This window comes from Anoxybacillus mongoliensis (genome assembly GCF_014201515.1).
Lineage (GTDB): Bacteria > Bacillota > Bacilli > Bacillales > Anoxybacillaceae > Anoxybacillus > Anoxybacillus mongoliensis.
In genome coordinates, this window is the sequence record NZ_JACHEQ010000007.1 from 82,200 (window position 1) to 108,485 (window position 26,286).

The window sequence follows — 26,286 nt, forward strand, 5'->3', positions numbered from 1 at the left end:
GGCAAACGATCACAAACTATACTCAATATGTCGTTTCGTCACCTTCATTAAACGGCCAACATATAAGAAAACAGGGAAACCGATGGAAGTACATAAAGCTAACAAACTAAAAATAAGTAGATGGTTGCCATAACCGAGGTGTTCAAGCATTAATCCTCCAATCCAAGGCCCAGCAGCATTCCCGATTGCCGTAAACCCCATAGAACCGAAATATAGTCCTTTCATATGTTGAGGTGAGATTTGGTCAATAAATATTTCAACCATCGAAAACATCATCACTTCTCCGACGGTTAATACAAACATAGACGCAAATAACATCGGAACAGCAGTGAATAAACCAAATCCGAGAAGACCTAAAGCTACCGCACCAATGCCAAGCATAATCGATGTTAATGCAGAATAATGCTTGCCAATTCTTGAAACAGGATACTGTATAACGAGCACAGTAATGGCATTAAAGACGATTAAATAAGAAAAAAGCTGTACACCATCTTTATATTGCGACAAATATTGTGGAATCGTTGAATTAAATTGTGAATACCCAGTAACACCGAGAATCATTCCGATCACAGCGAATAAAAAAACGCGATCATTCCCTAATACGTTGACAGCGTTTTGAAGCGTTACACGTTCAGATGCATCGCTATGTTTTTCAATCGCATATTTTGAAAAAAGTACGATGAGTAAAATAAAATAAAGAAAATAAACAAAAGAAGTGATAAAAAAAGCGGCTGTCGATGACGAACTACCGATTTTCAACCCTACTAATGGACCAATCGCTGCCCCTACATTAATCGCAGCGTATCGCAAGTTAAACACGAGCAATTTATTTTCTTGGTTTGTCACTTGCGATAGCAATGATCGCGAAGACGGTTCAAAAAACGAGCGACATAATCCGTTTAATGCATTTAATAGAAAAAAAGTAAAAACGCTCTCCGCTGTCGCCAAACCAATAAAAACAAATCCCCACATAAAAAGCGACATTTTCATCACTTTTTCTTGTCCATATCGATCAGAAAAATACCCGCCAAAGAACCCACCAAACAACCCAACAATCGAGCTGATCCCAATCATCGCTCCGGTTAATGAAGCGCTAACCCCTTTGACACTCGTTAAATAAATGGCTAAAAACGGAATGGTCATAAACATCGCCATTCTTGCAAATAATGTTCCGATAATAATCGTTATGCTGATAGGATGTAGTTTTTTTATGTTCCCCATAATTCCCCTTCTATCTTAAAAATGAACTTTGCTTAAGATTATATTATACTTTAGAACAAATTAACAATATTTTAATAAAATTGTAGACATATGCGTGACAGAAAACACCATTATTGTCACGCAGAAGAGCGATTTCACAAATGAAAAAGGAAAGGAGATGCCCTTTCCTTTTCATTATCGATGCTTTCCTAGTATTTACTAACCTCTAACTTCGCGACGCACTCGACGTGCACAGTATGAGGGAACATGTCGACCGGCTGGACTTCGAGCGTTTTATAGCCTCCGTCTTCTAGTATGCGCAAGTCGCGGGCGAGGGTAGCTGGGTTGCAGGAAACGTACACTACACGCTTCGGTTTCATGGTAATTATCGTCTGTAACAACGTTTCGTCGCAGCCTTTGCGCGGTGGGTCGACGACAATGCAGTCCGCTTGTACCCCTTGTTCGTACCATTTCGGAATGACGACCTCTGCCTCTCCAACCGCAAACTCCACATTCGTAATGCCGTTTAGTGCAGCGTTTCGCTTCGCGTCTTCAATCGCTTCGGGAACGATTTCGACCCCGTATACTTTTTTTGCGTTTTTCGCTAAAAAGAGCGAAATCGTTCCGATGCCACAGTAGGCGTCAATGACTGTTTCCTCTCCTGTCAACTCCGCGTATTCCAACGCTTTTTCGTATAACACTTTCGTTTGTTTTGGGTTTACTTGATAAAACGAGCGGGCAGAAATCGCGAATTGAATGTCACCGATGTAATCATAAATATATTCCGAGCCCCAAAGGACGCGCGTCTGTTCTCCCATAATGACATTTGTTCGCTTCGAATTTATATTTTGCACAATCGCCTTCACATTCGGTACACGTTCTACAATCGCCTCAACGATTTTCTTTTTATGCGGCAACTCCTCGGTGCGTGTAATCAAAACGACCATCACTTCTTTCGTCGTTGCCCCATAGCGTGCCATAATATGCCGAAGGACGCCTTTATGCGTTTGTTCGTTGTAGGCTGGAATGTTATACTGCTCGCAAATGTGTTTGACCGTTTGTACGACCATATCATTCATTTCTTGCTGAATCAGACAAGATTCCATGTCGATAATGTCATGGCTTCGTTCTTTGTAAAAACCTGCGACAAGCCCACCTTCACGCTCACCGACGGGCACTTGCGCTTTGTTTCGATATCGCCATGGGTCATTCATACCAAGGACAGGATGAACGATCGCATGTTCCACTTTTCCGATACGCGCCAATACTTCTTTCACCTGCTTATGTTTCGCTTTCAATTGTCCTTCATAGCTCAGGTGTTGTAGCTGGCAGCCTCCGCATTGCTTATAAACCGTACACGGTGCCTCTACGCGATCTGCGCTTGGCTCATATAATTCAATTAAACGGCCGTAGCCATAGCCTTTTTTCACTTTAATGACTTTAATTTTCGCTTTTTCTCCCGGGAGTCCATTTGGAACAAAAATTGGAAAGCCATCAATTTTTGCCACGCCTGCTCCGTCATGTGTTAAGTCTTCAAAGATGACATCGTAATACTCGTTTTTTGCAACAGGTGCCTCCATGGTCCTTTCTCCTTCCGCAAAATGCTGTCAAGATTGTAGCATAGTCGAACAAAAAAGAACAGGATTACCCCCCTGTTCTCATTTGTTCAGCTTTTTCTTTCGGAACAAATACGTTCATATGGCGATACAAATTAACAAACTCACCCGGAAGCATTCCGCCATATTCTCCGTCTAAATTAAGCTGCATATTTTCTTCCGTATACACTTTGACGCGATTGGCTTTCGTATAAATGATATGCGGATCATGAATATGCTCACCGCGTAGAGCCAGCGTCGCAATTTTAATAAACTCTGCTAAGTTCGCTTCTTTTAAAATAATTAAATCAAACATACCATCATTTAATGATGAATTAGGTGCTAGTTTTTCAAAACCACCAACCGAGTTCGTAAGCGAAACGAGAAACAGCATGACAGCCCCTTCAAACATTTTCCCATCGTACTCGATTTTTACGTGAACAGGGTGCAAGGAAGGAAGCATTTCAATTCCTTTTAAATAGTAGGCAAGTTGGCCAATCATCGTCTTTAATTTACTTGGCACTTCGTACGTTAATTCTGTCAAACGTCCGCCACCTGCGATATTAATGAAATAATGTGTTTTTCCTTCGTTTGTTACCGCCCCAATATCAATTGGCACGGCTTCCCCGTTTACGATGACATCACATGCTCCTTCAATCGAGCGCGGCACACCGATCGCTCGGGCAAAATCGTTCGTCGTACCAACTGGAATAATGCCAAGGTTCGGACGATACGTTGCATCAGCTAGCCCGTTGACTACCTCGTTAATTGTTCCGTCTCCACCCGCAGCAATAACGAGGTCAAATTCGCGTTCAACCGCTTTTCTCGCCGCCTCTGTCGCATCTCCTGCCCCTGTTGTCGCATGACATGACGTTTCATAGCCGGCTTGTTCCAATCGAATAAGTACATCAGGTAAATGCTTTTTAAATATTTCCCTTCCTGACGTCGGATTATAAATAATACGTGCTCGTTTCATCCCCATCATCCTATTTGTTTTATTTTTCCACTATTTAACATCATACCAAATTTTCAAGACCGTTGCAACGAACAAAAGAAAGCCGACTCAAACGAGCCAGCTTACGTCAACATTTCATACCAAATTTTTATCACAGTCGCTACAATTAATACAAGTAAAATATATTCGAGCACTTTCGTATTTATTTTTTGACTTAGTTTTGCTCCAATTGGAGCGGCTAGTAAACTAGCAATAACCATCACAATCGATGGAACAAGAAGCATATGTCCGCCCATTATTTTCCCGACCGTCGCCCCAATCGATGAAATAAACGTAATCGCCACAGATGAACCGATCGCAATGCGTGTCGGCACTTTTAAAATGACAAGCATAATTGGTACAATAATAAACGCTCCTGCCGCTCCAACAATGCCAGAAGCAACTCCGACGATAAATGATAGCACGACTGCATATAAACGGTTAAATGTGAGTTGCTCTGCTGATACTTCTTCGCTTCCTTTTGGTTTTGGAAAAAACATTAATATGGCTGCGATCGATGCTAAAATCGCATACACAAAGTTAATCGTCTCATCCGCTAAAAACTTCGAACCGTATCCCCCGATAAAGCTACCGATCACGATGGCTGTTCCCATATAGCCGACAAGTCGAAACGATACGTAGCCACCTTTTTTAAATACAACAAGTGCAGCTAACGTCGAGAAAAACACTTGTACCGCACTAATGGCCGCTACTTCTTGTGCTGTAAAAGCAACAAAACCGAGAAGCGGAGGAATGTATAAAAGCATCGGATATTTAATGACTGAACCACCGATGCCGACCATCCCTGATAAAATGGATCCGATTGCACCAATCAAAAAAAGAACAAGTAAATAGGAAACTGTATATTCCATCACGAAACGCTCCCTTTACACTAAATCCGCAATATGATTTTTTAAGGCGTATTGAATGAGCTCATGTTTTTCTTTAATGCCGAGCTTTTGCATAATGTTCGTTTTATGATTTTCCACTGTTTTCGGGCTAATTTTTAACTTGTTTGCGATTTGATTGTTCGTATACCCTAAAAACGTCAGACGAACAATTTCTCTTTCACGATTTGTGAGCGGGGATTTCGGCTCTTTTTCTGCAAACATTTTTTCAAGATGTTCATTCGGAATATGTGTGCGATAAAACCGTTTCCCGCCGTATACAGCTTGCAACGCTTCGTATAAATCGTTTGTTTGGCTATTTTTTAACAAATAGCCATGAATGTTATATTGAATCGCTTTTTGCACATATATTTCTTCATCATGCATCGTTAAAACGATAATTTTCACATCTTCTAATTCATCCATGATCGTTTTTGCGGTCGTAAATCCATCAAGCCCTGTCGGCATCGAAAGATCAAGCAAAATAACATCTGGATGATGTTTCAATGCGAGCGTAATCGCATCGCAGCCGTTGCTGGCCTCCCCGATAACTTCTACATCCGGAAAACCTTCAAGAAGCAAACGAATGCCTTTACGAATCAAATCATGATCATCAACGATTAACACTTTCATCCTCTCCGCCCTCCTCTAACGGCACGCGCACAAAAATGGTCGTTCCTTTCATCGGTGCTGATGTAATCGTCGTTTCTCCCCCAAGATGAAAAACGCGTTCTTGAATATGTTTTAGCCCAAGTCCCTCGCGCTTTTCTTCAACATGAAACCCAACGCCGTCATCTTCAACAGACACGAGCAATTCTCGTTCTGTTTGTTTAATCGAAACACGCACCTCTGTTGCTTTAGCATATTTCATAACGTTATGCAACGCCTCTTGAATGATGCGATATAAATTAATTTCCATCGTCGGTGATAAGCGTGTGTATACGTTCGTTTGAAATGAAAATGACGTATTGGGCATTTTCGATTGAAGCGAATGAATAAGCGACTGAATTGTTGGGATTAATCCAAGCGCATCTAAACTTTTCGGACGAAGTTGTTGGGCATATAGCTTTACATCTTCCATGACACGCCCAAGTTCTTCACGCACCTCTTTCACATATGCATGTAGCTTTTCATCTTGTACACGTTGAATAATATTATCTAAGGCGATGGAAATGCTGTAGAGCGACTGACCAACGCCGTCATGCAATTCTTGTGCTAAACGTTTATGCTCTTCTTCTTTTGCTTCAGTTAGTTTTTTTACCATCCACTTCGAACGACGTGCTTCCTCTTCTTTTTTCTTCGCTGTTTGATCGCGTAAAACGAGCAAATAATATTTCGCATCATCTTGTTCGAGAATGAGCGCTGTACTCATTTCCACATCAATCAAATGTCCATGATACGTCGGCATTTCCGATAAGAAATACGGTACTTTTTCCGTTGAAATTAAATAGCATCGCTCTTCTCCTTCCTTCACATCACGCTGTTGGCAAAATGAACAATACGGTACTTTTTCGCCAAGTTGCCAACCAGTCAGCCGTTTGGCAGCTGGATTCATTTCGACGATCGTTCGCTCATGGTTCATAACAATAATCCCGTCTTGAATGTATGCAAAAATTTTATCTAAAAATTGCATGTTCTCACCTCTCTTTCATTATAGGTGAGTGAAAAGATGAAAAGAAAGGACTGACAACGTCAGCCCTTATGATTGCTTCACAATCGGAAGCTTTTCTCTCGTCCACGCTAAATATCCACCTTTTAAGTTAAGCACTTGTTTGAATCCTTTTGCTTGCAAAATGCTTGCACCAATTGCTGAACGGGCACCAGAGCGACATTGAACAATATATGTTTTATTCTCTGGAAGCTCATGTAAACGGTCCGCAAGCGTACCAAGCATCATATGTTGTGCACCTTCAATATATCCTTCATCCCATTCAGCTTGGTTTCGAACGTCAATGAGATAATAGCGATCGTCTTTTAAATATTGTTGTAGTTGATGGACGTCGATTTCTTCGTAGCTTTCCACTTCGCCGCTTAAGGCAACGGATGGCTCGATGTATGCTACAACGCGGTCTAACCCGATATAAGCAAGCGCTTTACGAATCGCTTGTACATCTTCTTGATTGGCGATTAACACAATATCTTGGTCATAGTTAATTAACCAGCCTGCCCAGTTCGTAAATGACTTGTTAAACGGAATGTTGATTGCCCCTGCATAATGCGCCTTCGCAAACTCTTGAGACGGACGGACATCTAAAATAAACGCTCCGTTTGCTTTATATTCATTGAGTTGTTCGATCGTTTGCAATGCTTGTACTTCTTCGTCATTTAAATACGCAGGGCCAATTTTGTTTACTTTCTTCATCATCGCAAAATATTTTGGTGGCTCTGGTTGACCTGTAAGCAATAGTTTCACAAATTCTTCTTCATCTTCGATTTGTAACGCCCAGTTGTTCAATTTTTCATATCCAACCGTTGAAACAGGAACAGCTCCAAGCGCTTTTCCGCATGCGCTTCCTGCTCCGTGTGCTGGCCATACTTGTAAGTAATCCGGGAGCGCTTTGAATTTTTTCAAAGATTGGAACATTTGACGAGCGCCAACATCTGCTGTGCCAGCAACTCCTGCTGCTTTTTCAAGTAAGTCTGGGCGACCGATATCACCGACGAAAACGAAGTCACCTGTGAAAATACCCATCGGCTCTGTTGAACCGCCACCTTTATCTGTTAAAATGAACGAAATATGTTCTGGTGTATGACCTGGTGTATGAAGCACTTTAAACTCCACATTACCAACTGTAAAAGTGCTTCCTTCTTTCACAAGCTCATAATCGACTTCATCTAAATATTGATATTTCCAGTTCGCATCTCCTTCATCAGATAAATAAAGTTTTGCCCCACAACGTTTGGCTAATTCTTTCGCTCCTGAAACGAAGTCCGCATGAATGTGTGTTTCTGTTGCGGCAACAATTTGCAATCCTTCTTTTTTCGCTGTGTCGATATACCAATCCACATTGCGACCTGGATCGATAACGATCGCTTCTCCTGTACGTTGACATCCAACTAAGTAAGACATGTGCGCTAATTGCTCATCGAAAAATGAACGAAATAACATGTACATCCCCTCCAAATTATTTATGTTTGTTTGCTACATCAAGTAACGTTTCTATATATTTCACCCCATCTTGAATCAATGGGTGTTTTAACAAACGGTACATACGTAAGAGCGATACAGTGGATGAGTCGCGTTCGCGTTGAAAACGTTCGTTTGTTTCTTTTAAAATGTTTAATCCTTTTTCAATTGGAACAATATCCTTTGCTCCTTCTATCGCATATGCCATCGACTCACGATCGTTGATCACGCTTGTGACAAACGAAATGAACTCTTCTGCTTTTTGTAACCACTGGACGAGCGTCGGCAACAGTTGAATGAGCGTTGCGAGCGCTTCAATGTGCTCTGTTGTCAATCGAAATGGTGCTGCTTTTTCTTCAAATTCTGTAAACAACGCTTCAAGCGACTGTTTATCGTTCATGACATGCTGAACAACTGCGATTTTTTCTTCTACCGATTCCATTGCTTCTTTTAGTTGTGGGAGTTTTTCAATAAAATAACGGAGTGCCTCTTGTTGTTCTTCATTTTCAATTAGTTGTAACATATTCTCCCCCCTCTACATAAGTCCTTTTAACATGCCGTTCCAATAGACGATCGGTAATAAGTTTCGTTTCATAATATACATGCTTAACCGCTCTTTTGATTGATCAAATGGGAACGTTTCTTGTGGATTTTTATCATAATCAAACTCTGCTAAAACGAGCTTATTATAACCAGTTACGAGCGGGCATGATGTGTAACCATCGTAACGTGCTTTTAACGGTTTTCCATTCATGTGTGCTAGTAAATTTTCAGCGACAACCGGCGCTTGTTTTCGAATGGCTGCCCCTGTTTTTGACGTCGGTAAGTTTGTGCAATCACCTGCGCCAAATACGTTTTCATACGTTTTATGCTGCAGCGTATATGGATCGACATCGACCCATCCTGCCGCGTCCGCTAATGGACTGTTCTTAATAAACGCTGGTGGTCCCATTGGCGGCGTCACGTGAATCATATCGAAACTTAATGTAAAACGTTCATTCGTATCGAGATGTTCAAATGTTGCTTTTTTTGCCTCACCATCAATTTCAACCAATTCGACACGATATTTTGTTTCAATATTTTTTCGTTGAATAACTTGTTCAAGCGTATCGGCATATCGTTTCACCGCAAAAATGTTTGGTAACCCTGAGGCGAAAATGATGTTTGTTTTGTCACGCACACCGGACTGACGGAAATAATCGTCAGCTAAATACATAATTTTTTGTGGTGCACCGCCGCATTTCACTTGTGTGCTCGGCTGTGTAAAAATCGCAGTGCCGCCGCGGAATTTGCGAATGTTTTCCCATGTGCTTTGCACATAATCGTATGAATAGTTACTGCACACACCGTTTTTGCCGATCGTTTCTTTCAGTCCTTTAATTTGATCCCAGTAAATTTCAACACCCGCTGCAACAACTAAATAGTCGTAACGAACCGTTGAACCTTCTTTCGTTTTTAACGTATTATTTTCTGGCGAGAACGTATCGACCGCTTCTTTCAACCATTTTGCTCCGTCTGGGATAAGTGATGCTTGCTCGCGAACAGAATCCTCAACTTTAGCCGCCCCACCGCCAACAAGCGTCCAAAGCGGTTGATAATAATGTTTATCTGATGGATCAATAAGCAGCACTTGTCCATGTAATTGACGATTTTTTCTTAACAGACGTGCTGCAATGGAAATCCCTGCTGAACCCGCTCCAACAATTGCTACTTTTACATCATAGACGTTCGCCATCGTTCATCGCTCCTTTTGTATCCGCTTTCAAAATTATTTTCTTAACTTAATTACATTGTATATGTTGTTAACTTATATACCCATAGGGGATTTCCCTTATCTTTTTTGACACGATGTTTTCACTCATTTTTCATCAACATTTGATATTATGGAAGAAAAAAAGGTGATGAGGATGAAAGTGTTGCTTGCAGAAGACGATATATATTTAGGTGAACTCATCGTCCATTTATTAAAGAAAAAAGGAGTCGAGCATATAGACTGGGTGCAAGAAGGAGAAGATGCCTATGACTACGCCCTCGCATCATTTTACGATGTGATCATTTTAGATTGGATGTTACCAAATGGCGACGGCGTTAGCATATGTCAACGTCTAAGAAAAAACGGGTATCACGGAGCGATTTTAATGTTAACCGCGAAAGATGCGGTTCAAGATCGCGTTGAAGGACTAGAAGCTGGAGCGGACGATTATTTGGTAAAACCGTTTGAAATCGACGAGCTCATGGCGCGACTGAAAGCGTTAGCGCGACGTTCGTTTGCGCCGATTCAAGAGGAAATCGTTCGCTGGGGAGCGTTTGAAGTCAATCGTACAAGTCATACATTGATGAAAAACGGAGAGCAAATTATATTAACCCCACGTGAATTTCAACTACTTGATCTATTATTGCAAAATAGAGGACGGGTTCTAACGCGTGACATCATTCTCGATCGCATTTGGGGATATGATGCCGATGTGTCGATGAAAACAATTGATGCCACCGTGAAGTTGTTGCGTAAAAAAATTGGCGACGAACATCAGCAGCTTATTAAAACGGTGCGTGGGGTGGGATATACCATTGAAAAATAGTATGCGATCTTTTTTCCATCATTCCGATATGTTTCGCCGCACACAATGGCGATTAACTGCCACATATAGCGGTATTCTCATCGCTTTTTTAGCCATTTTTATCGCGATTGTTTCTTTTCTTATTCATACCGTTATTACAAATGACCAAGAGCGACGCATTCGCACGCTCGCCGAACAAGAAGGTCAAACCATTCAAAACATGCTAGAAGAACAATCGTTTATCGGATGGCCTGCCGACCAAAATGTTATTTTCTTAAGTGAAGATCAACTATTTTTTTACGTCGTTGACACACGTGGACGATTGATGATGGGGGACGAAGTAAATAAAGGATTGCGTCCGCTCCTTCTTTCGACGCTTCAACCGTGGACGCCAGAAAAAGACGAATTGAGATATGTAGAAATAACTGTCCCTCATCATCGTCATGAATTAAAACGATTCCGTGCAAATGAATTAAAAATATTAACGGCTGCCCGCCCAGTAATTGTTGACCGACAACTTATCGGCATTTTATATGTCGGCATGGATGTCACAAGCATGTTTCGTTTGCTGAAATGGTCTACATTCATTTTATTAGGGCTTGGAGCTTTATTTATTGTGGTGGCCGTTGCTTTTAGTTATTTCATGTCAAAACGGGCGCTCGTCCCCATTCAAGATGCTTACAATCGCCAACGTCAATTTGTGGCGGATGCTTCTCATGAATTGCGAACGCCGCTTAGCGTCATTTTTTCTTCTGTTGAGGCGTTAAAAATGGATATGTCATTAACGTCCGATGAGTTTAGCCGAAAAACAATTAAACGTCTAGAAGACGAAACGAAACGAATGACAAAACTCATTAACGATCTTCTCACCCTTGCGCGCACAGACGATGCAAAACTACAAATCGAAAAAAAACCGTTTGATTTGCGGGCATGTGCAGAACATACGTTACAATCGTTACAAGAACTCGCAAACAAAAAACAGATTGCCCTTCATTTTCATGCCCCCGAACAAATTGAATTTGTTGGGGATGCTGATAAATGCACGCAACTGTTATACATTTTGCTTGATAATGCGATCAAATACACGCCCGATGGAGGAACAGTTTCTCTTTCGCTAGCCCAACATATAACGAAACAACGAAAGGTTGTTACAATTTCTGTAACTGACACAGGCATCGGCATCGCTCCTGAACATCTTCCGCGCATTTTTGATCGTTTTTATCGTGCAGACAAAGCGCGAACGCGACAAATTGGCGGACACGGACTTGGGCTTTCCATCGCAAAATGGATTGTCGAAGCACACGAGGGAAACATTCAAGTACAAAGTGAAGTGGGCAAAGGAACGACATTCACTGTCATCTTTCCTCATTAACGTGCACAAATGTGGCACGTTTTTTTCTTTTTCACCTAATTTTCTCTTTTCGCTTGTACAATTCAAACTGTAAATGACAAAGGAGGTGGAAAAATTGAAAAAGCGGACCATTTTCTTCTTGTTAGGCGGGGTGATCGTTGTCGCCATATTGGCGCACATGGCCACCTATTTCATGCACATCGGTTGGAGCGGACGCATGCCAGAAGCACACATGATGGAAATGGGAAAACATCATCGAGCATTCGGTCACCATGGTCCACAAATGATGCGACCACACAGCATGCCGATGTTCGGATGGATGTCTTTCCTCATTCAACTCGCATTTCTGGTCATCGGATGGGTTATTTGGAAAGCGACGAAAGGTCCCGGTAAATGGATTGGCGGTGCGCTGATGGCGATTGGTCTCGTTGCGCTTTTACCAAAAGCGTTGCTTGCCGTTTTAGCGATCGTTGCCGCTTACGTTTTATTTAGACGAAAGACGAAGCCATCAACTGCATTCGAACCATTCGTTCCGCCTGTACAAAACGGTAGCTTTTTAGATGAATGGGAAAAAACAATTCAAAAGGAGGAAAAATAAATGGGCATTTTGAAACGTGTGAAACATGTCGTCCTCGCTGACTTGCATGACATCATTGACAAATGCGAAGACCCTATTCGCATGACAAAACAATACATTCGTGAACTAGAAGAACAACTTGAACAAGCACAACAAGCACTTGCACACCAATTTGTGCTAGAACAAAAATATGAGCGTCTCATCGTAGATGCGAAAGAAATGATCGAAAAACGAGCTCGCCAAGCAAAATTAGCTGTAGAAAAAAATGAAGAGCCGATCGCAAAGATGGCTCTCCAAGAAAAAATCGCCTATGAAAAAAAATTAGAACTATATACGCAACAATACAACACATTAAAAGAAAAAACAACCATTTTAACAGAAAAAGTGAAACAATTGTACGAAACGTACGAGCAATTAAAATTGAAACAAATGCAACTCATGACACGCTTTTATGTCGCTGAAACGATGAAACAAATGGACGAAGCCATTGCTTCTTTCCGTTACGACCATATCGTGAAAGGTTTTGCACGCATGGAAGAAAAAGTCATGTTACTTGAAGCAGAAGCAAAAGCTCGCTCTGTCATTCAAACGATGCCCCCTCAATCATTTGATGCGGAAGTCGAGCAGCAGTTAAAGCAATTAAAAGGTGAATAGCACAAAAGGTGTCCGCATATGGACACCTTTTGTACGTTTATGTCGTCCATTCATCATGAATAATTCCAACAAGTTTCCACTGACCGCTTTCTTGTTCAAAAACAAGACGCAAACTTCGCCAGTCCATACCGTTATACTGTGGATCAAAACCATTAAAATGAAATTCAACGAATGATCCGTTCGGATATGCTTGCTGAATGTTGTTGATCATATTCCCTGTCCCAACAACAACATTATTTCCAATCATATGCGGATTCGCAAAATCGACATCATAGACGAAACGATCAAAATAGTCTTGAAACGTGAGCTGAATCGGATCACCTGAACCGTCATATGCTCCCCATTGATACACTTGGGTTGAGGACCATAGGGACGGAAGTTGAGATGCTGAAAACTGTAAATCATGTTGAACATCAATATGACTATACGGACTGAATCGTACACCAGCTGTGGAGTGGACGTAAGATGAGAGCGTATTCATATCGTGATTTTTTAGCGCATTCACGACATCTAAAGCAACAGATAAAAGAGAGGACGAATTGACTTGATTTACCTGGCTTTTTAATTGCTCATTTTCTTGTTGAAGCTGTTTATTTTTCTTTTGTAGTTGTTCAATTGTCGTTTGCTGTTTTGTCATTGTTTGCTCTAACTGCTTGACATTCGATTGGTTTTGTTGAGCTGTACAGCCAGCAAGTAAAATGATAAACGCTACGATTAATCGTTTCACAATCTCACATCCTTTTTCTTTTAGTATATCACCTACAAACAAAAATAGATGCCATCATATCGGCATCTAACTCACTTTTTCTTGTTCCCTCTCTTGTAAAAATGCGATAAAACAATCGACCATTTGAGCATCCCATTGCGTTCCCCGACCTTCCAATAAAATCGAAATCGCTTTTTCTGCGTTCATCCCTTTTCGGTATGGACGATCAGATGTCATCGCATCAAACGCATCTGCCACCGCAATAATACGTCCAAATAGCGGAATGTCCTCCCCTTTTAAGCCATCTGGATATCCTTTCCCGTCTATTCGCTCATGATGCGACCGAATACCAGGAAGCAAATCTTGCACTTCTTCAATCGGCTGTACTTGTCGAATAATATTTTCACCGAGTACCGGATGCTTTTTAATCCATCCAAATTCATCATCAGTCAACTTTCCGTCTTTCAATAAGATGTGATCAGGAATACCGATTTTTCCGATATCATGCAAAATAGCAGAACGATATAAACGCGTAAGTTGCTCAACTGTCATCCCTAGCTTCTTACCAATTTCTACAGCATATACGGCAACGCGTTGCGAATGACCAGCTGTATATTCATCACGCGCATCGAGTGCCGTCGTCATAACGGAAATGAAACTATTTAATAATTGCTTATTTTTCTCATCCCGTTCAACGATCGCATCGACCATATGGTTGAAACCGCTTGTGAGCTCGGAAAATTCATCAATATAAACGTTATCGCACATTAGGTCATACTCTTTTCTTTGCACGCGGCTCATATACTGAAGCAAATCTTCAATGCTTCGTTCCACATCTTCAGACAAGACACGGGCCGCAAATAAAGAGAACAAAATGGAGATGACTAATACGACAATCGTCCACGTCCAATAACCTGAAAACGTATTTTGCCCCTCCGCAAACAACTTCACCTCTGTCGCTAACACAAATAATAACACCGGGAAAATGCCAATAAATAATACGCTCAGTCCTATTTTTATTTTCATCGGTACATACACAACGTTTGTTGCCCGAATTACTTCGTGAAACCCGTGCATTCTCCCGATTTGCATCATATCGCGAATAAGCGGACGCATCGTGCGTAACGTTAAAAAAAACTCAATCATCGCATGAAGCATGGCGATAAGCAATGCGCCAAATAGAGCATAAACAACATACATATACGGAATGCGCAACACATCGATAAAAATAAGTGAAACTGTCATCGCAACAGCTGGAATCGAAAGCCCTAAAAAATGTGGAAGCGCGATACGTCTTACCGTCAACAACGGAAAACGCTTCGCTTGGACAAGCGCCCAATAAAATTGTTCTTCCGTTACTTTCGTTTCAGAAAAAACGAGACGAATGGGGTGAATATCTTTTTGAAAGGCACGATATTCGATAAACAACATAATACAAAAAGAAAAAAACTGAATAAGCAACAACATGAGTAAGTCTACTTGCCGAATGTTTAGCGCCATTACCATTAACGTGCTACCAACGCCGACAACCGCTAAAATCGAACCAATCGTGTAATTCATAAACAATTTCTTTAGCGTTTCTTCAAACATGCGCATACCCATCCCTCCTCCCTATTCTTTTTCATTATAACAAGAATGTGATAAATTACGAGACATACATTCCTTTACAATTCATTAATAAAAATTTCTAAAAAATCAAACATTGTATTTACAAAGTCTACAAAAATATTAAACGAGGTTAACATTGCCCTTCTATAATAGGCGTTGTTGATATACAAACCTAGGAGGGAAAAAAATGTCCGTGAAGAAAGTGCTCGCACATACGCTGATCGCATCAGCTGTCCTCGCTTCTCCGCTTATTCCCGCGATCGAATGGAAAGCAGAAGCAAAGGCTGTTCAAAAACAAACTATCCAAAAAACAAACTGGAATGTAAACGGGACGGTAGTTTCTATTTCTGCGACGACTGTTTCTGGTGGAAACTGGATTGTATCTGCTCCTGAAATCGCCAAATTACTAGGAGCTACATATTCTCACAACAAAAAAACAAAAATGTACACGCTAACGAAAAAAGGGACGGTTGTTCAAGTAAAGGCAAATGACAAAGTTGCCGTCATTAATGGTAAAAAAGTAACGATGAACGTAGCACCTAAAACGGTAAACAACGTCTTATACGTTCCAGCTGTGACGATCGTTCAAGCGTTCGGGGGACAGTTACAAACAAATGCTAGCCCTATTCTTCTCTCTACAAATGGCAATGTGCAAACAAAAAAAGTAGCCGTTTCAGTTAATGGACAAGCAACTCAGTTAAACGCTATAGCTATGGGACAAAAAACGCTTTATTCTCTCTCTGATATTGCAAAAGCGTTCGATGTTGCAATGAATGTCGATGGAAAAACAAAAACAATTACATTAAATGGAAAAGGCAAAAAGGCTACTTTCCTTCTTCAGCAACAAGGTTCGTCCGTAGTTAAAGTAAACGGCAACTTTTATGCTGACTTGCACGGTGTCGTAACGAAATTAGGTGGCGAAATCGAGCACGGAAGTTTATTATTTATCGCAACAAACGGATTTTTAAAAGGAACAAACTTTAATCCTCAATGGTTAAGCAACGAATACGTGATCGTCACAAATGAAAACGATGAACCTGTGTCAAAAATTGTACATGTTCCATCTCGCAAAGCCATCGCAACGATCGCAAGTGGAGATCTTGCATTATCACCAGATAAGAAAAAAGGTGCATATGTAGACGATAACGGTCAATTATTCATTGTTGACCTAACAACAAAGAAAGCGATGCCTGTCGGTACAGATGATGATATAAAAGTAGAACTGACATGGTCACCAGATGGCTCAACGATTTATTTCTTTAAAGGAAGTAGCAGTGATATTATCGCTTCTATAAATGCTCAAACAGGTGCGATAACAGAAATCGTCAACGATAAAGTGAAATATAAATCTGACCTTCGTCTATCGGATGACGGAAAAAAAATTATATACACAGCCGCAAAAGAAGCAAAGGCAAACTATACTGATGACTCGAAAACAGAGATTGATACAATCGATACAACAGGCACAGAACCACAATTATATGTTGTTGATTTAACAACAGCGGATAAAAAACCAACAGCTGTAACAACAGATACAAATAATAAAACATTCTCGTCCTTCGCTGGAGATACGATTGTTTATTTAAGTGCTAATCCAGACGATGAAAACACGCTTCCTGTATTAAAAGCCATTGTTGCGGGCACAGAACAAAACATGGCAACAAACATGAACATTACTTACGTTGCAACAAAAGGAAATACCGTATTTGTGTTAGTGGAAGAGAAAAACGGATCTTATTCCATTTATCGTGCTACAGCACCACAAGCACAATGGACTCGCATTTTTAATACAAAAACAACAATAACATCTATTTCTCCTTCTCCATTCGGTAATGACATCGCCGTAACTATTCCAACAGATGAAGGAGAAAAAGTTGCGGTTATTATGAACAATCGATTAATTGATATTACAAAATAAATTTTGTAAGAGGTGAAAATCATGAATTTAAAATCTTTTATTAAAAAGTTCTCTCTTGTCGCATTATCTTCTAGCTTATTATTCGGCTCTTCGCTTACAGTAACAGAAAAAACAGAAGCTGCTCAACAAAAGGGGAAAATTGTCGTCGCTGGCTCGTCGGCATTACTTCCATTAACCCAACAAGCAGCGAAAGAATTTAAAAAGGCAAATCCAAAAGTAGCAATCTCTGTATCCGGTACATCATCTATCGTTGGACCACAATCTGTTTCAAAAGGTTCAGCAACAATCGGTGCTTGTGACTGGGATGCAACGAAACCTGTACCTGGCTTTAGTGCATTTCAAGGTTTAAACGCCTACCCGATTGCGGTTATTCCATTTGCAACGATCGTTCATAAAGACAACCCTGTAAAAAATTTAACAACGAAACAATTACAAGATATTTTCGCAGGAAAAATTAAAAACTGGAAAGAAGTTGGCGGAAAAGATGAACCAATTATTGTCGTCAACCGCGCACACGGTTCAGGGACGCGTGTAAACTATCAAATGAAAGCATTAAAAGGCTCTTCATTTATGACACAAGGTGAAAACTATAAAGAAGTATCTTCAAACGGAAACATGATTAAAGCGGTGGAAACGACACCAAATGCCATTGGATACACAGACCTTGCGTACATTAAAGGAAACATTAAAGCGGTAGCATACAACGGTGTAGAGGCAACAGTAACAAACGTGATTAACGGTAAATACCCTGTTTGGGGCTATGGCTACTTGTTAACAAAAGGACCTGCTACTGGAGCAAATAAAGCATTTATCGACTTTATCCAAAGCAAAAAGTTCCAACAAGGTTCGTTGAAAAAATTAAAATTTATCCCAATTACAGCAATGAAAAAATAACATATTTGCAGCCTCCTTATGAGGAGGCTGTCTTTTATATGATAAACGAGGAGGAAACAAATATGGCGTTACCTGCCGAACATGTTCGCATCCAACATGAACAAACGAAAACAAAACAATGGCGCATCAAATATATGAAAAATAACGCCTTTCGCTACGCTTGTTTAGCCAGTGCACTATCTTTAGGTGTTGCTCTTTTTTCGATCGTCGTTTTTATTAGTCAAACGGGGTTTCTCGTGTTTAAAGACGTCTCATGGAAAGAGTTCTTTTTTTCCGCCACGTGGGAGCCGTTTGAAGAAAAATATGGGGCAGCTGTTTTTATTGCCGGGACGTTATATTTAACATTTTTAACATTGATCATGTGCACGCCAATTGCTTTAGCTATTGCTATTTTTGTTGCCGAGATGGCACCAAATTGGCTAAAAAATGTTATGCGTCCAATGTTGGATTTACTCGTCGGCATTCCTTCCATCGTATATGGGTTCTTAGGTTTAACGATCTTAATTCCATTCATTCGCGAAACGACGGGCACGCTTGTTGGCGATGGTTTCTTGGCTGCTGCTCTCGTATTGACGATGATGGTTTTACCGACTGTCACTCGCATTAGCGATGACGCCATTTGCGCGGTGCCACAACACTTGCGTGAAGCAGGCTATGCACTTGGAAGCACAAAACTTCAAGTAATTACACGTATCGTTCTTCCTGCCGCCCGTCCAGGCATTTTAACAGCAATTATTTTAGGTATGACACGAGCAATCGGTGAAACGATGGCTGTTGTGATGGTGATTGGAAATACTGCACAGTTCGGTTGGGATCTACTTACACCAACATCGGTATTAACGAGCAACATCGTGATGCAAATTACAAACGTTCAATTTGATTCCACATGGAACTATGCATTATATATGATGGCGTTTTTATTGTTGTTTATTTCTCTTGTATTAATTATCATTATTCGTCAACTTCGTCCAAAGGGAGAGTAACATGATGAGAGAGTCATTGTTTCATAGTCATCGTAAAGCAATCGCAAGCGCCATTTACACAAATCGCTTGTTTCATATTTTCGTCGGCATAATTACAGTATCAACATTTATTTTAATTATCGGATTGCTGTACACAATCTTAGGGAAAGGACTGCCGAAACTATCGCTTGATTTTTTATTCACATTACCGAATGAATTGGAGGCTGGCGGCGGTGTCGGACCATTTTTATTCAATTCTTTTTACGTTCTTATTTTATCTCTCATCCTTTCACTGCCTATTGGCATTGGAGCCGGCATTTTTCTCGCAGAATATGCGCCAAACAATCGCTTTACAGAGTTTGTACGCACATCGGTTGAAAGTTTAGCATCTGTTCCTTCGATCGTTTTCGGTTTGTTCGGCTATGTATTGTTTGTCGAATATGTCGGTATTGGCTTGACGATCATCGGTGCTGCAGTGACACTCGCTTTATTAAATTTACCTGTGCTAGCCCGCGTCACAGAAGAAGCTATCCAAGCCGTGCCGCAAGACATTCGAGAAGCATCTCTCGCTCTTGGGGCGACAAAGTCGCAAACAATATTAAAAGTTGTCCTTCCTGCTGCGCTAAACGGAATTTTAACGGGTATTAGCCTCGTTGCATGTCGTGCATTTGGTGAATCTGCCATCATTATTTTAGCAGGGGGAACATCGACATCTGGCTTTATGTGGGATTTCAACTTGTTATCGCAAGGTGGTACACTTCCTGTTCACTTATGGTACGTACAATCCGAAGCACTCGTACCAGATGCAACAGAAATCGCTCAAAAATCTGCAGCTATTCTTGTTCTCATCGTATTAATCATTAGCTTTACTGTTCGCTTCCCACTTTGGATTCAAGCGCTAATTACAAAAATAAAAGCAACCCCTCGCAAAAGTTAAGCGAGGGGTTTTATGTTAATGCGCGGCATGTCCGGATGTTAATACCCAAATCGACCCTGCGACAATGACGATCGCGACAAACACCGCATAAGCCATATTAATGACGTTTGTTTTTCCGTCTTCTCCTTCTGTCACATGCATGAACATAAATAGTTGCAATCCAGCTTGAATGATGGCCAGTGAACCGATAATCCACATAACAATTGTATACGATACGTTCATTTTCAACGCCACAAATACGGCAACGAATGTTAAAATGAGCGAAAATAAAAATCCAACAACGTGGCTAACGGGATATTTGCTTTTATGCTCCATTTACCCCACCATCCCTTTTAAATACACAAATGTGAAAATGAAAATCCAGACGACATCAAGGAAATGCCAGTATAAACTAATGATAAACATTTTTCTTGCAGTAACTGGCGTCAAACCGCGTTGAAGAAGCTGAATAATGAGCATTATCGCCCAAATGATTCCAAACGTCACGTGCGCACCGTGCGTACCAAGCAACACGAAAAAGCTCGATAAAAACGCGCTCGTTTGCATCGTTGCCCCTTCATGAACGTAATGAATAAACTCACGAATTTCCATAAATAAAAAGCCCGCCCCTAACAAAAGGGTAATGACAAACCAAACGAGCAGTTGCTTCATATTACGTTGTCGCATGAAAAACACTGCCAAACCGCATGTAAAGCTACTTGTCAACAACAACAACGTTTCAATGAGCACGTCATTCAGTTTAAAAATGTCGCTGGGCGTTGGACCACCGGCATAGCGGTGACCTAACACGCCATAGACGGCAAACAACGTCGCAAATAGCACAATTTCTGCTCCAATAAAAATCCAAAAACCTAAAATATTTAATCGATTTTGTTCCGTTTGATATTCAAGTGGAAGCGAATGATTGACGTTAGCCGACATGGTTTTCCGTCCCCCCTTCTACTGTTCTCCACGTACGCTCTGTTTCCTTAATTTCATCGACGCTTACGTAATAGCCGTCATTGTAATCGAACGAACGGATAATAAGCCCAACGACAATCCCAATTGCCGCAACAGCTGCCGCGATATGTGCTTCAAAGACGAGGAAGAAACCTGTAATTCCAAACACAACCGCCATATAAAACGGCAATCCGGAGTTGCTTGGCATATGAATTTTCTTGATGTCGCTTTCTTTTAATGTAAGCTTTTCTCCACGCTTTTTCATATGCCAAAACGCATCTAGTTGTTTTACTTCTGGAACGACTGCAAAATTATAAAACTGTACTGGCGACGCCGTCATCCATTCAAGCGTACGTGCATCCCATGGATCGTGGGACACATTGCGCTTCGCATAACGGAAGCTCCAGTAAATGTTATAACAAAATACCGCAAAGCCGACTGCTAAAATAATCGAGCCGATCGCAGATACAAGGAAAAGCGGCGCAAAGCCGGATTCTGCTGAATACGTATAAGCGCGACGAACAGCTCCTTTTAAACCGAGGAAAAACATCGGCATAAACGTCACGTTAAATCCGATTGTAAATAGCCAAAAATGATATTTGCCAAGCTTTTCATTTAGCATAAAGCCAAACATTTTTGGCCACCAATAATACAATCCTGCAAATACCGCAAAAACAACACCTGGAATTAATACGTAATGGAAGTGAGCGACTAAAAATAACGTGTTATGGTATTGAAAGTCCGCCGCTGCCATCGCCAACATGACACCGGTCACTCCACCAATGACAAAGTTTGGCACGAAGGCAAGCGCCCATAACATCGCTGTTGTAAATTGAATGCGTCCTTTTCGCATCGTAAATAGCCAGTTGAAAATTTTCACTCCGGTCGGAACGGCAATTAACATCGTTGTAATCGAGAAAAACGAGTTTACCGCAGGTCCTGCATCCATCGTGTAAAAATGGTGCACCCATACGATCATACTTAAAAATGCAATACCAACAATAGAAATGACCATCGATGTATATCCGAACAACGTCTTCCGTGAAAACGTTGCAATGACTTCAGAGAAAATCCCGAATGCTGGCAAAATAACGATATACACTTCTGGGTGACCCCAAAGCCAGAACAAGTTTGCCCAAAGCATGTCGCTTCCACCTGAAGAAAGCGTAAAGAAATGCGTTCCGTACAAGCGATCAAACGTCATTAACGCTAACGCAACGGTGAAAATCGGAAACGCCGCAACGATAATAATCGACGTAATGAACGTCGTCCATGTAAACATTGGCATTTTCATTAACGTCATGCCAGGTGCACGCATTTTTAAAATCGTAACGATAAAGTTAATACCGGTCATTAGCGTCCCAAGACCAGCAATTTGCAATGCAATCGCATAATAGTTGTTTCCAATACCTGGGCTGAATTCCTTTCCTGCCAGTGGGAAGTACGATGTCCACCCTGCATCTGGCGAGCCTCCAACAACGAATGAGATGTTAAATAACATCGCCCCACTAAAAAATAGCCAAAAGCTAAGTGCGTTCAATTGCGGAAACGCCACATCGCGCGCCCCGATTTGCAAAGGGACAACAACGTTCATTAAACCGATCAAAAATGGCATCGCCATAAACAAAATCATAATCACGCCATGCGTTGTAAAAATTTCGTTGTAATGCTGCGCATCTAAAAAGCTCATTTCTGGTCGAGCCGTTTGCGCCTTCATTAATAAGCCGTCCATGCCACCGCGGAAAAACATCAGTACACCAGATAAAATGTACATAATCCCGATCTTTTTATGGTCGACGGTCGTTAGCCATTCGCGCCATAGCCAACCCCATTTTTTAAAGTACGTTAATCCAACAACAATCGCAACAACAGTTAGTACGATTGCAATTTGTGAACCGACAAGAAGCGGGTCTCCCCCAACAAGCATTTCATTCCACTTAATGCCCATGATGTTCACCTCCGCTATCACTCTCTAAAGCTTGTTGTTCATCTTCTTCGTTACAATTGGATGATGAACTAGATTTATAGTTGTCTTCATCAGTAAAAGTTTTTCCTTGATACCCATGGCCACGATATAGCTCTGGGTTTGTGTACGTCTTGGAATGTGCATCCGCATGATTCACCCATTGTAAATGCGTATCCACAAACGTGAGTCGGCCTAAATGGGTCGGCAACAATAATTCCTCATATTTTTCTTTCGTTAATTTCGGTGCCTTTTGTTTTACTTCTTGCACCCATTTTTCAAACTCTTTTGGCGTTTGCGCTAACACTTCAAACTGCATATGCGCATACCCACGTCCATTAAAGTTCGTATTTCGTCCTTCATACGACCCTGGGCGCTCCGCAACAACGTACAATTCCGTTTCCATTTTGTTCATCGTATATTTTTGCCCAGCTAATGCCGGTACCCAAAACGACTGCATTGTCGATGCGGAAGTCATTTTAAATAATACAAGTCGGTTTGCCGGAATATTGACATAGTTTACTGTTTCAATATTTTGTTCGGGGTAGCTAAAAATCCATTTCCAATCTGCCGACGTGACATGAATGACAAGTGGCTCTTGATCTTCGTACCCTTTCGGTGGTTTTTCTAAATCGTATAACGTTCTAACTGTCGGAATCGTTAATGCAATAACGATTAAAATGGGAATAACTGTCCATACAATTTCAAGGACCGTACTTCCGTGTTCCTCAGGCGGCTCCTCTCCCTTTCGCTCAGGTCGATCGCGATATTTCCATACGATATAAGCGAACAAAGCAAATACAACGACAACGACAAGAAGCATCCACCAAATCGACCAGTTAATCAGCTCTGTAATGCTTCGAGCAGCTGGTCCTTGTGGCTGGAAAACGACCATCTCACAGCCGCCAAGAAGCGGAAGCAATCCAGCTACCAATAAGGAAAACAAACGCTTCATCTTTCTTCACCTCAACAAAAATTGTGATTCATAGAGCATCTCGATCAATTAGGTCACGAACGAAATTAATGAACTTTGTAGTATTAACACTATTGAAATGATTTTAACATGTATTGTAAAAATAATTGTGACGAAAAAAGGAAGGAAGAAACTGCATCAGAGGAAAAACAAGCAGCAAATGTATTGACAAAAATAAAAAAGCTTTTCTCACCCTGAAAAAAGAGCGAGAAAAGCATTATTTTTTATATAATACATGGAAACTGAAAGAAAAATAGGTTGTTCGTTTAATACTTTGTCACATTTTTGTTAATTTTTTTTCGAAATTTGTTCAAATTTATTGTCCGAAAACAAAAAAGTGCCCGGTTAGGAACACTTTTTCATCTCAATAGTTTCCGCACCCATTTGAGCGCATTTGGAAAGTTTGGATAACGTAAAGGAATATCGAATTTCGTTGTTTGTTTGAGCACACTTTTGTAGTGAGTAAATGCATCAAAGCTTGCTTTTCCATGGTATGTACCGATGCCGCTTTGTCCAACACCACCGAAAGGCAAATGAGGATTGGCAACGTGTACAACCGTATCGTTTATACAACCACCGCCGAAACGAACTTGTTGCAATACTTGTTGTTGCACATCGCGATCTTCTGAAAACAAATAAAGCGCAAGCGGCTTTTCGTAATCGTTGATCATTTGAATCGCTTCATCAACCGTCCCAAACGTAAGAATCGGCAATATCGGCCCAAAAATTTCTTCTTGCATAATGTCATCGTCCCACGTCACATCGTCTAGCAACGTCGGCTCGATCCAACGTTGCTCAATGTCATACGTTCCACCATGTACAACGATACCATTTGTTAAAAAACGAACGAGCCGTTCAGCATGACGAACAGTAACAATACGACTATACGTATCTTTATCACCGTATAACTGCTCTATATACTGCTTCATTCGCTCAATCAACAAAAATTTCACCGAAATATGAACGAGCACATAATCAGGTGCAATACACGTTTGCCCAGCGTTTAAAAATTTTCCCCATACGATTCGTTTGGCAGCTAAATCAATATGCGCGGAGGCGTCGACGATCGCTGGACTTTTTCCGCCAAGTTCCAGCGTGACAGGCGTTAAATGTTTCGCTGCCGCTGCCATGACGATTTTTCCAACCGGCACGCTTCCTGTGAAAAAAATATGATCAAAACGTAAATCTAACAGCTGTTGGCTAACGTCTACTCCTCCCTCTACAACAGCAACATACTCCTCTGGAAACACTTCTGAAATGATTGTTTTCAGCAACGCCGACATTTCTGGCGTATATTCAGACGGCTTCACTACCGCACAATTCCCTGCCGCAATCGCGCCGATAAGTGGACTCATCGCAAGCTGAAACGGATAGTTCCACGGCGCAATGATTAGGCTTACTCCATATGGCTCTGGATATATGTAACTTTTTGACCCCAAGTGCGTCAACGGCGTCGGCACACGTTGTGGCTTCATCCAATCGCTCAGTCGCTTCGTGATAAAGCGAATCTCTTCATAAACGATGCCGATTTCTGTTGTATACGCTTCAAACGATGATTTATGCAACTCTTTTTTTAACGTATCAGTGATCGTCTGTTCATATTTTTGTATCGTTTCTTTTAATCGTGTTAATTGTTTTAAACGAAAATCAAGAGAAAGCGTTTCTCCTTTACGGAAATAGCGTTTTTGTTTCTTGAGCAACTCGTTCATTTATTTCACCCACTTTATTGTTCATCTACTACTTATTTTATTTGTTTAGGCATTGATTCTCTATCATAAAAACAGAAAAACGTTCGCTAGTCATTCGCTGTCGATTCGTGTAAAATGGAAACGAAAAGGAGGTGAAAGGAATGGTAGAACAGCTGCTATACGAAATTCTTCATGAAGTAAAAGCAACTCGGGAAAAAGTCGAATTGCTGGAAAAACGAGTGGAAGCAGTCGAGAAAAGGGTGGAAGCTATTGAAAAAGAAGTATCTTCCTTACGCCAACAAGTACAAGCACTGGACGAGAAAGTTCAAACGCTAGATGGAAAAGTTCAAACGCTAGATGGGAAAGTACAAGCACTAGATGGGAAAGTGCAAGCACTAGACGGGAAAGTGCAAGCACTAGACGGGAAAGTGCAAGCACTAGACGGGAAAGTGCAAGCACTAGACGGGAAAGTACAAGCACTAGATGGGAAAGTGCAGCTACTTGACGAACGAACACTCGAAACGAAAGCTATTTGTGAAGCGATTCGCCACGGTCAAGAGGTGCTCGCCGCAAAATACGATGCACTCGCACTCGATGTCCACAACATGCAAGGAAACATCACCCGCTTAACAAACATACTAGAAGAAAAAGTACTCCCTGCCCTCACCGACCACGAATCAAGCATCCAAGTATTAAACCATCGTGTATTTAAAGTAGAAAGCACTTTACAAAAGCTTGTACACCTATAAAAATAA

The 26,286-nt window shown here is 41.1% G+C and carries 25 protein-coding genes; 9 read left to right on the forward strand and 16 right to left on the reverse strand.

What is annotated here, in order from left to right:
* Positions 1-9 precede the first annotated feature (9 nt).
* The 9 genes from HNR43_RS08050 to HNR43_RS08090 all read right to left on the reverse strand — a co-directional run bounded on the left by HNR43_RS08050 (position 10) and on the right by HNR43_RS08090 (position 9,538).
* Positions 10-1,221 carry an MDR family MFS transporter gene (locus HNR43_RS08050; RefSeq protein ID WP_183242837.1) on the reverse strand — a complete coding sequence of 404 codons (1,212 nt, stop codon included), beginning with the start codon at positions 1,219-1,221 and terminating at the stop codon, positions 10-12.
* 188 nt (positions 1,222-1,409) lie between these two features.
* Positions 1,410-2,780 carry a 23S rRNA (uracil(1939)-C(5))-methyltransferase RlmD gene (gene rlmD, locus HNR43_RS08055; protein ID WP_183242839.1) on the reverse strand — a complete coding sequence of 457 codons (1,371 nt, stop codon included), beginning with the start codon at positions 2,778-2,780 and terminating at the stop codon, positions 1,410-1,412.
* Between the two features lie 64 nt (positions 2,781-2,844).
* Positions 2,845-3,771: a diacylglycerol kinase gene (locus HNR43_RS08060; RefSeq protein WP_183242841.1), complete on the reverse strand. Its 927-nt coding sequence runs from the start codon at positions 3,769-3,771 to the stop codon at positions 2,845-2,847.
* 101 nt (positions 3,772-3,872) lie between these two features.
* Positions 3,873-4,661, reverse strand: a complete 789-nt coding sequence (locus HNR43_RS08065) for a sulfite exporter TauE/SafE family protein (protein WP_183242843.1) — start codon at positions 4,659-4,661, stop codon at positions 3,873-3,875.
* 15 nt (positions 4,662-4,676) lie between these two features.
* A complete protein-coding gene (locus HNR43_RS08070) occupies positions 4,677-5,309 on the reverse strand; it encodes a response regulator (protein WP_183242845.1) in 633 nt (210 codons plus the stop codon).
* The gene (locus tag HNR43_RS08075; protein WP_183242847.1) at positions 5,290-6,309 is read right to left on the reverse strand and encodes a PAS domain-containing sensor histidine kinase; all 1,020 of its coding nucleotides are present in this window, start codon (positions 6,307-6,309) and stop codon (positions 5,290-5,292) included. Before HNR43_RS08075 ends, HNR43_RS08070 begins: the two co-directional genes overlap by 20 nt.
* A gap of 66 nt (positions 6,310-6,375) precedes the next feature.
* Positions 6,376-7,785: an MBL fold metallo-hydrolase gene (locus HNR43_RS08080; RefSeq protein ID WP_183242849.1), complete on the reverse strand. Its 1,410-nt coding sequence runs from the start codon at positions 7,783-7,785 to the stop codon at positions 6,376-6,378.
* Positions 7,786-7,801: 16 nt separating this feature from the next.
* Positions 7,802-8,326: a hypothetical protein gene (locus tag HNR43_RS08085; RefSeq protein ID WP_183242851.1), complete on the reverse strand. Its 525-nt coding sequence runs from the start codon at positions 8,324-8,326 to the stop codon at positions 7,802-7,804.
* Between the two features lie 12 nt (positions 8,327-8,338).
* Positions 8,339-9,538, reverse strand: coding sequence for an FAD/NAD(P)-binding oxidoreductase (locus HNR43_RS08090; RefSeq protein WP_183242853.1), 1,200 nt, complete (start codon positions 9,536-9,538; stop codon positions 8,339-8,341).
* A gap of 172 nt (positions 9,539-9,710) precedes the next feature.
* Between HNR43_RS08090 and HNR43_RS08095 the strand changes: the two genes are divergently transcribed.
* The 4 genes from HNR43_RS08095 (at position 9,711) to HNR43_RS08110 (ending at position 12,943) form a co-directional block, all read left to right on the forward strand.
* Positions 9,711-10,382, forward strand: a complete 672-nt coding sequence (locus HNR43_RS08095; protein WP_183242956.1) for a response regulator transcription factor — start codon at positions 9,711-9,713, stop codon at positions 10,380-10,382.
* The gene (locus HNR43_RS08100; RefSeq protein ID WP_183242855.1) at positions 10,372-11,733 is read left to right on the forward strand and encodes a sensor histidine kinase; all 1,362 of its coding nucleotides are present in this window, start codon (positions 10,372-10,374) and stop codon (positions 11,731-11,733) included. Before HNR43_RS08095 ends, HNR43_RS08100 begins: the two co-directional genes overlap by 11 nt.
* An 85-nt stretch (positions 11,734-11,818) precedes the next feature.
* On the forward strand, positions 11,819-12,310 hold the full coding sequence (locus tag HNR43_RS08105) for a hypothetical protein (protein WP_343055736.1): 492 nt from the start codon (positions 11,819-11,821) through the stop codon (positions 12,308-12,310).
* Positions 12,311-12,943: a PspA/IM30 family protein gene (locus tag HNR43_RS08110; protein ID WP_183242859.1), complete on the forward strand. Its 633-nt coding sequence runs from the start codon at positions 12,311-12,313 to the stop codon at positions 12,941-12,943.
* 37 nt (positions 12,944-12,980) lie between these two features.
* Here the strand turns inward: HNR43_RS08110 and HNR43_RS08115 are convergent, their stop codons facing one another.
* Both HNR43_RS08115 and HNR43_RS08120 read right to left on the reverse strand, forming a co-directional pair.
* Positions 12,981-13,670 carry a tropomyosin gene (locus HNR43_RS08115; RefSeq protein ID WP_343055737.1) on the reverse strand — a complete coding sequence of 230 codons (690 nt, stop codon included), beginning with the start codon at positions 13,668-13,670 and terminating at the stop codon, positions 12,981-12,983.
* A gap of 66 nt (positions 13,671-13,736) precedes the next feature.
* Positions 13,737-15,245, reverse strand: a complete 1,509-nt coding sequence (locus HNR43_RS08120; RefSeq protein ID WP_183242861.1) for an HD-GYP domain-containing protein — start codon at positions 15,243-15,245, stop codon at positions 13,737-13,739.
* 199 nt (positions 15,246-15,444) lie between these two features.
* Here HNR43_RS08120 and HNR43_RS08125 point away from each other — a divergent pair, with 199 nt between their 5' ends.
* The 4 genes from HNR43_RS08125 (at position 15,445) to pstA (ending at position 19,968) form a co-directional block, all read left to right on the forward strand.
* Complete coding sequence (locus tag HNR43_RS08125; RefSeq protein WP_183242863.1) at positions 15,445-17,175, forward strand: stalk domain-containing protein; 1,731 nt, start codon at positions 15,445-15,447, stop codon at positions 17,173-17,175.
* A 21-nt stretch (positions 17,176-17,196) separates the two neighbouring features.
* The gene (locus tag HNR43_RS08130) at positions 17,197-18,069 is read left to right on the forward strand and encodes a phosphate ABC transporter substrate-binding protein (RefSeq protein ID WP_183242865.1); all 873 of its coding nucleotides are present in this window, start codon (positions 17,197-17,199) and stop codon (positions 18,067-18,069) included.
* Positions 18,070-18,131: 62 nt separating this feature from the next.
* Positions 18,132-19,052, forward strand: coding sequence for a phosphate ABC transporter permease subunit PstC (pstC, locus tag HNR43_RS08135; protein ID WP_183242867.1), 921 nt, complete (start codon positions 18,132-18,134; stop codon positions 19,050-19,052).
* A 4-nt stretch (positions 19,053-19,056) separates the two neighbouring features.
* On the forward strand, positions 19,057-19,968 hold the full coding sequence (gene pstA / locus HNR43_RS08140) for a phosphate ABC transporter permease PstA (protein WP_183242869.1): 912 nt from the start codon (positions 19,057-19,059) through the stop codon (positions 19,966-19,968).
* A 15-nt stretch (positions 19,969-19,983) separates the two neighbouring features.
* Here pstA and qoxD read toward each other — a convergent pair whose 3' ends face one another.
* The 5 genes from qoxD to HNR43_RS08165 all read right to left on the reverse strand — a co-directional run bounded on the left by qoxD (position 19,984) and on the right by HNR43_RS08165 (position 25,552).
* Positions 19,984-20,283 (reverse strand): cytochrome aa3 quinol oxidase subunit IV, encoded by a 300-nt coding sequence (qoxD, locus tag HNR43_RS08145; RefSeq protein ID WP_032100979.1) that lies wholly within the window; start codon positions 20,281-20,283, stop codon positions 19,984-19,986.
* Entirely contained in the window at positions 20,284-20,889 is a 606-nt protein-coding gene (gene qoxC, locus HNR43_RS08150) for a cytochrome aa3 quinol oxidase subunit III (protein WP_183242871.1), read from the reverse strand. It lies immediately after the preceding gene.
* Complete coding sequence (gene qoxB, locus HNR43_RS08155; protein ID WP_183242873.1) at positions 20,879-22,855, reverse strand: cytochrome aa3 quinol oxidase subunit I; 1,977 nt, start codon at positions 22,853-22,855, stop codon at positions 20,879-20,881. The genes qoxC and qoxB overlap by 11 nt, the downstream gene beginning before the upstream one ends.
* The gene (qoxA, locus tag HNR43_RS08160) at positions 22,845-23,825 is read right to left on the reverse strand and encodes a cytochrome aa3 quinol oxidase subunit II (protein WP_183242875.1); all 981 of its coding nucleotides are present in this window, start codon (positions 23,823-23,825) and stop codon (positions 22,845-22,847) included. Before qoxA ends, qoxB begins: the two co-directional genes overlap by 11 nt.
* Positions 23,826-24,202: 377 nt before the next feature.
* Positions 24,203-25,552 carry an aldehyde dehydrogenase gene (locus tag HNR43_RS08165; RefSeq protein ID WP_183242877.1) on the reverse strand — a complete coding sequence of 450 codons (1,350 nt, stop codon included), beginning with the start codon at positions 25,550-25,552 and terminating at the stop codon, positions 24,203-24,205.
* Positions 25,553-25,692: 140 nt separating this feature from the next.
* Here HNR43_RS08165 and HNR43_RS08170 point away from each other — a divergent pair, with 140 nt between their 5' ends.
* The gene (locus tag HNR43_RS08170; RefSeq protein ID WP_183242879.1) at positions 25,693-26,280 is read left to right on the forward strand and encodes a BLOC-1 subunit 2 family protein; all 588 of its coding nucleotides are present in this window, start codon (positions 25,693-25,695) and stop codon (positions 26,278-26,280) included.
* The last annotated feature ends 6 nt before the right edge of the window (positions 26,281-26,286 follow it).

What these genes read in the sequence shown, in the direction of transcription:
- HNR43_RS08110 (WP_183242859.1), top strand. Translation starts at nt 12,311, where the DNA reads ATGGGCATTTTGAAACGTGTGAAACATGTCGTCCTCGCTGACTTGCAT.
- pstC (WP_183242867.1), top strand. Translation starts at nt 18,132, where the DNA reads ATGGCGTTACCTGCCGAACATGTTCGCATCCAACATGAACAAACGAAA.
- HNR43_RS08130 (WP_183242865.1), top strand. Translation starts at nt 17,197, where the DNA reads ATGAATTTAAAATCTTTTATTAAAAAGTTCTCTCTTGTCGCATTATCT.
- qoxC (WP_183242871.1), bottom strand. Translation starts at nt 20,889, where the DNA reads ATGTCGGCTAACGTCAATCATTCGCTTCCACTTGAATATCAAACGGAA.
- HNR43_RS08095 (WP_183242956.1), top strand. Translation starts at nt 9,711, where the DNA reads ATGAAAGTGTTGCTTGCAGAAGACGATATATATTTAGGTGAACTCATC.
- rlmD (WP_183242839.1), bottom strand. Translation starts at nt 2,780, where the DNA reads ATGGAGGCACCTGTTGCAAAAAACGAGTATTACGATGTCATCTTTGAA.
- qoxD (WP_032100979.1), bottom strand. Translation starts at nt 20,283, where the DNA reads ATGGAGCATAAAAGCAAATATCCCGTTAGCCACGTTGTTGGATTTTTA.
- HNR43_RS08165 (WP_183242877.1), bottom strand. Translation starts at nt 25,552, where the DNA reads ATGAACGAGTTGCTCAAGAAACAAAAACGCTATTTCCGTAAAGGAGAA.
- HNR43_RS08070 (WP_183242845.1), bottom strand. Translation starts at nt 5,309, where the DNA reads ATGAAAGTGTTAATCGTTGATGATCATGATTTGATTCGTAAAGGCATT.
- HNR43_RS08125 (WP_183242863.1), top strand. Translation starts at nt 15,445, where the DNA reads ATGTCCGTGAAGAAAGTGCTCGCACATACGCTGATCGCATCAGCTGTC.
- qoxB (WP_183242873.1), bottom strand. Translation starts at nt 22,855, where the DNA reads ATGGGCATTAAGTGGAATGAAATGCTTGTTGGGGGAGACCCGCTTCTT.
- qoxA (WP_183242875.1), bottom strand. Translation starts at nt 23,825, where the DNA reads ATGAAGCGTTTGTTTTCCTTATTGGTAGCTGGATTGCTTCCGCTTCTT.
- HNR43_RS08050 (WP_183242837.1), bottom strand. Translation starts at nt 1,221, where the DNA reads ATGGGGAACATAAAAAAACTACATCCTATCAGCATAACGATTATTATC.
- HNR43_RS08060 (WP_183242841.1), bottom strand. Translation starts at nt 3,771, where the DNA reads ATGAAACGAGCACGTATTATTTATAATCCGACGTCAGGAAGGGAAATA.
- HNR43_RS08085 (WP_183242851.1), bottom strand. Translation starts at nt 8,326, where the DNA reads ATGTTACAACTAATTGAAAATGAAGAACAACAAGAGGCACTCCGTTAT.
- HNR43_RS08170 (WP_183242879.1), top strand. Translation starts at nt 25,693, where the DNA reads ATGGTAGAACAGCTGCTATACGAAATTCTTCATGAAGTAAAAGCAACT.
- HNR43_RS08120 (WP_183242861.1), bottom strand. Translation starts at nt 15,245, where the DNA reads ATGCGCATGTTTGAAGAAACGCTAAAGAAATTGTTTATGAATTACACG.
- pstA (WP_183242869.1), top strand. Translation starts at nt 19,057, where the DNA reads ATGAGAGAGTCATTGTTTCATAGTCATCGTAAAGCAATCGCAAGCGCC.
- HNR43_RS08065 (WP_183242843.1), bottom strand. Translation starts at nt 4,661, where the DNA reads ATGGAATATACAGTTTCCTATTTACTTGTTCTTTTTTTGATTGGTGCA.
- HNR43_RS08080 (WP_183242849.1), bottom strand. Translation starts at nt 7,785, where the DNA reads ATGTTATTTCGTTCATTTTTCGATGAGCAATTAGCGCACATGTCTTAC.
- HNR43_RS08090 (WP_183242853.1), bottom strand. Translation starts at nt 9,538, where the DNA reads ATGGCGAACGTCTATGATGTAAAAGTAGCAATTGTTGGAGCGGGTTCA.
- HNR43_RS08075 (WP_183242847.1), bottom strand. Translation starts at nt 6,309, where the DNA reads ATGCAATTTTTAGATAAAATTTTTGCATACATTCAAGACGGGATTATT.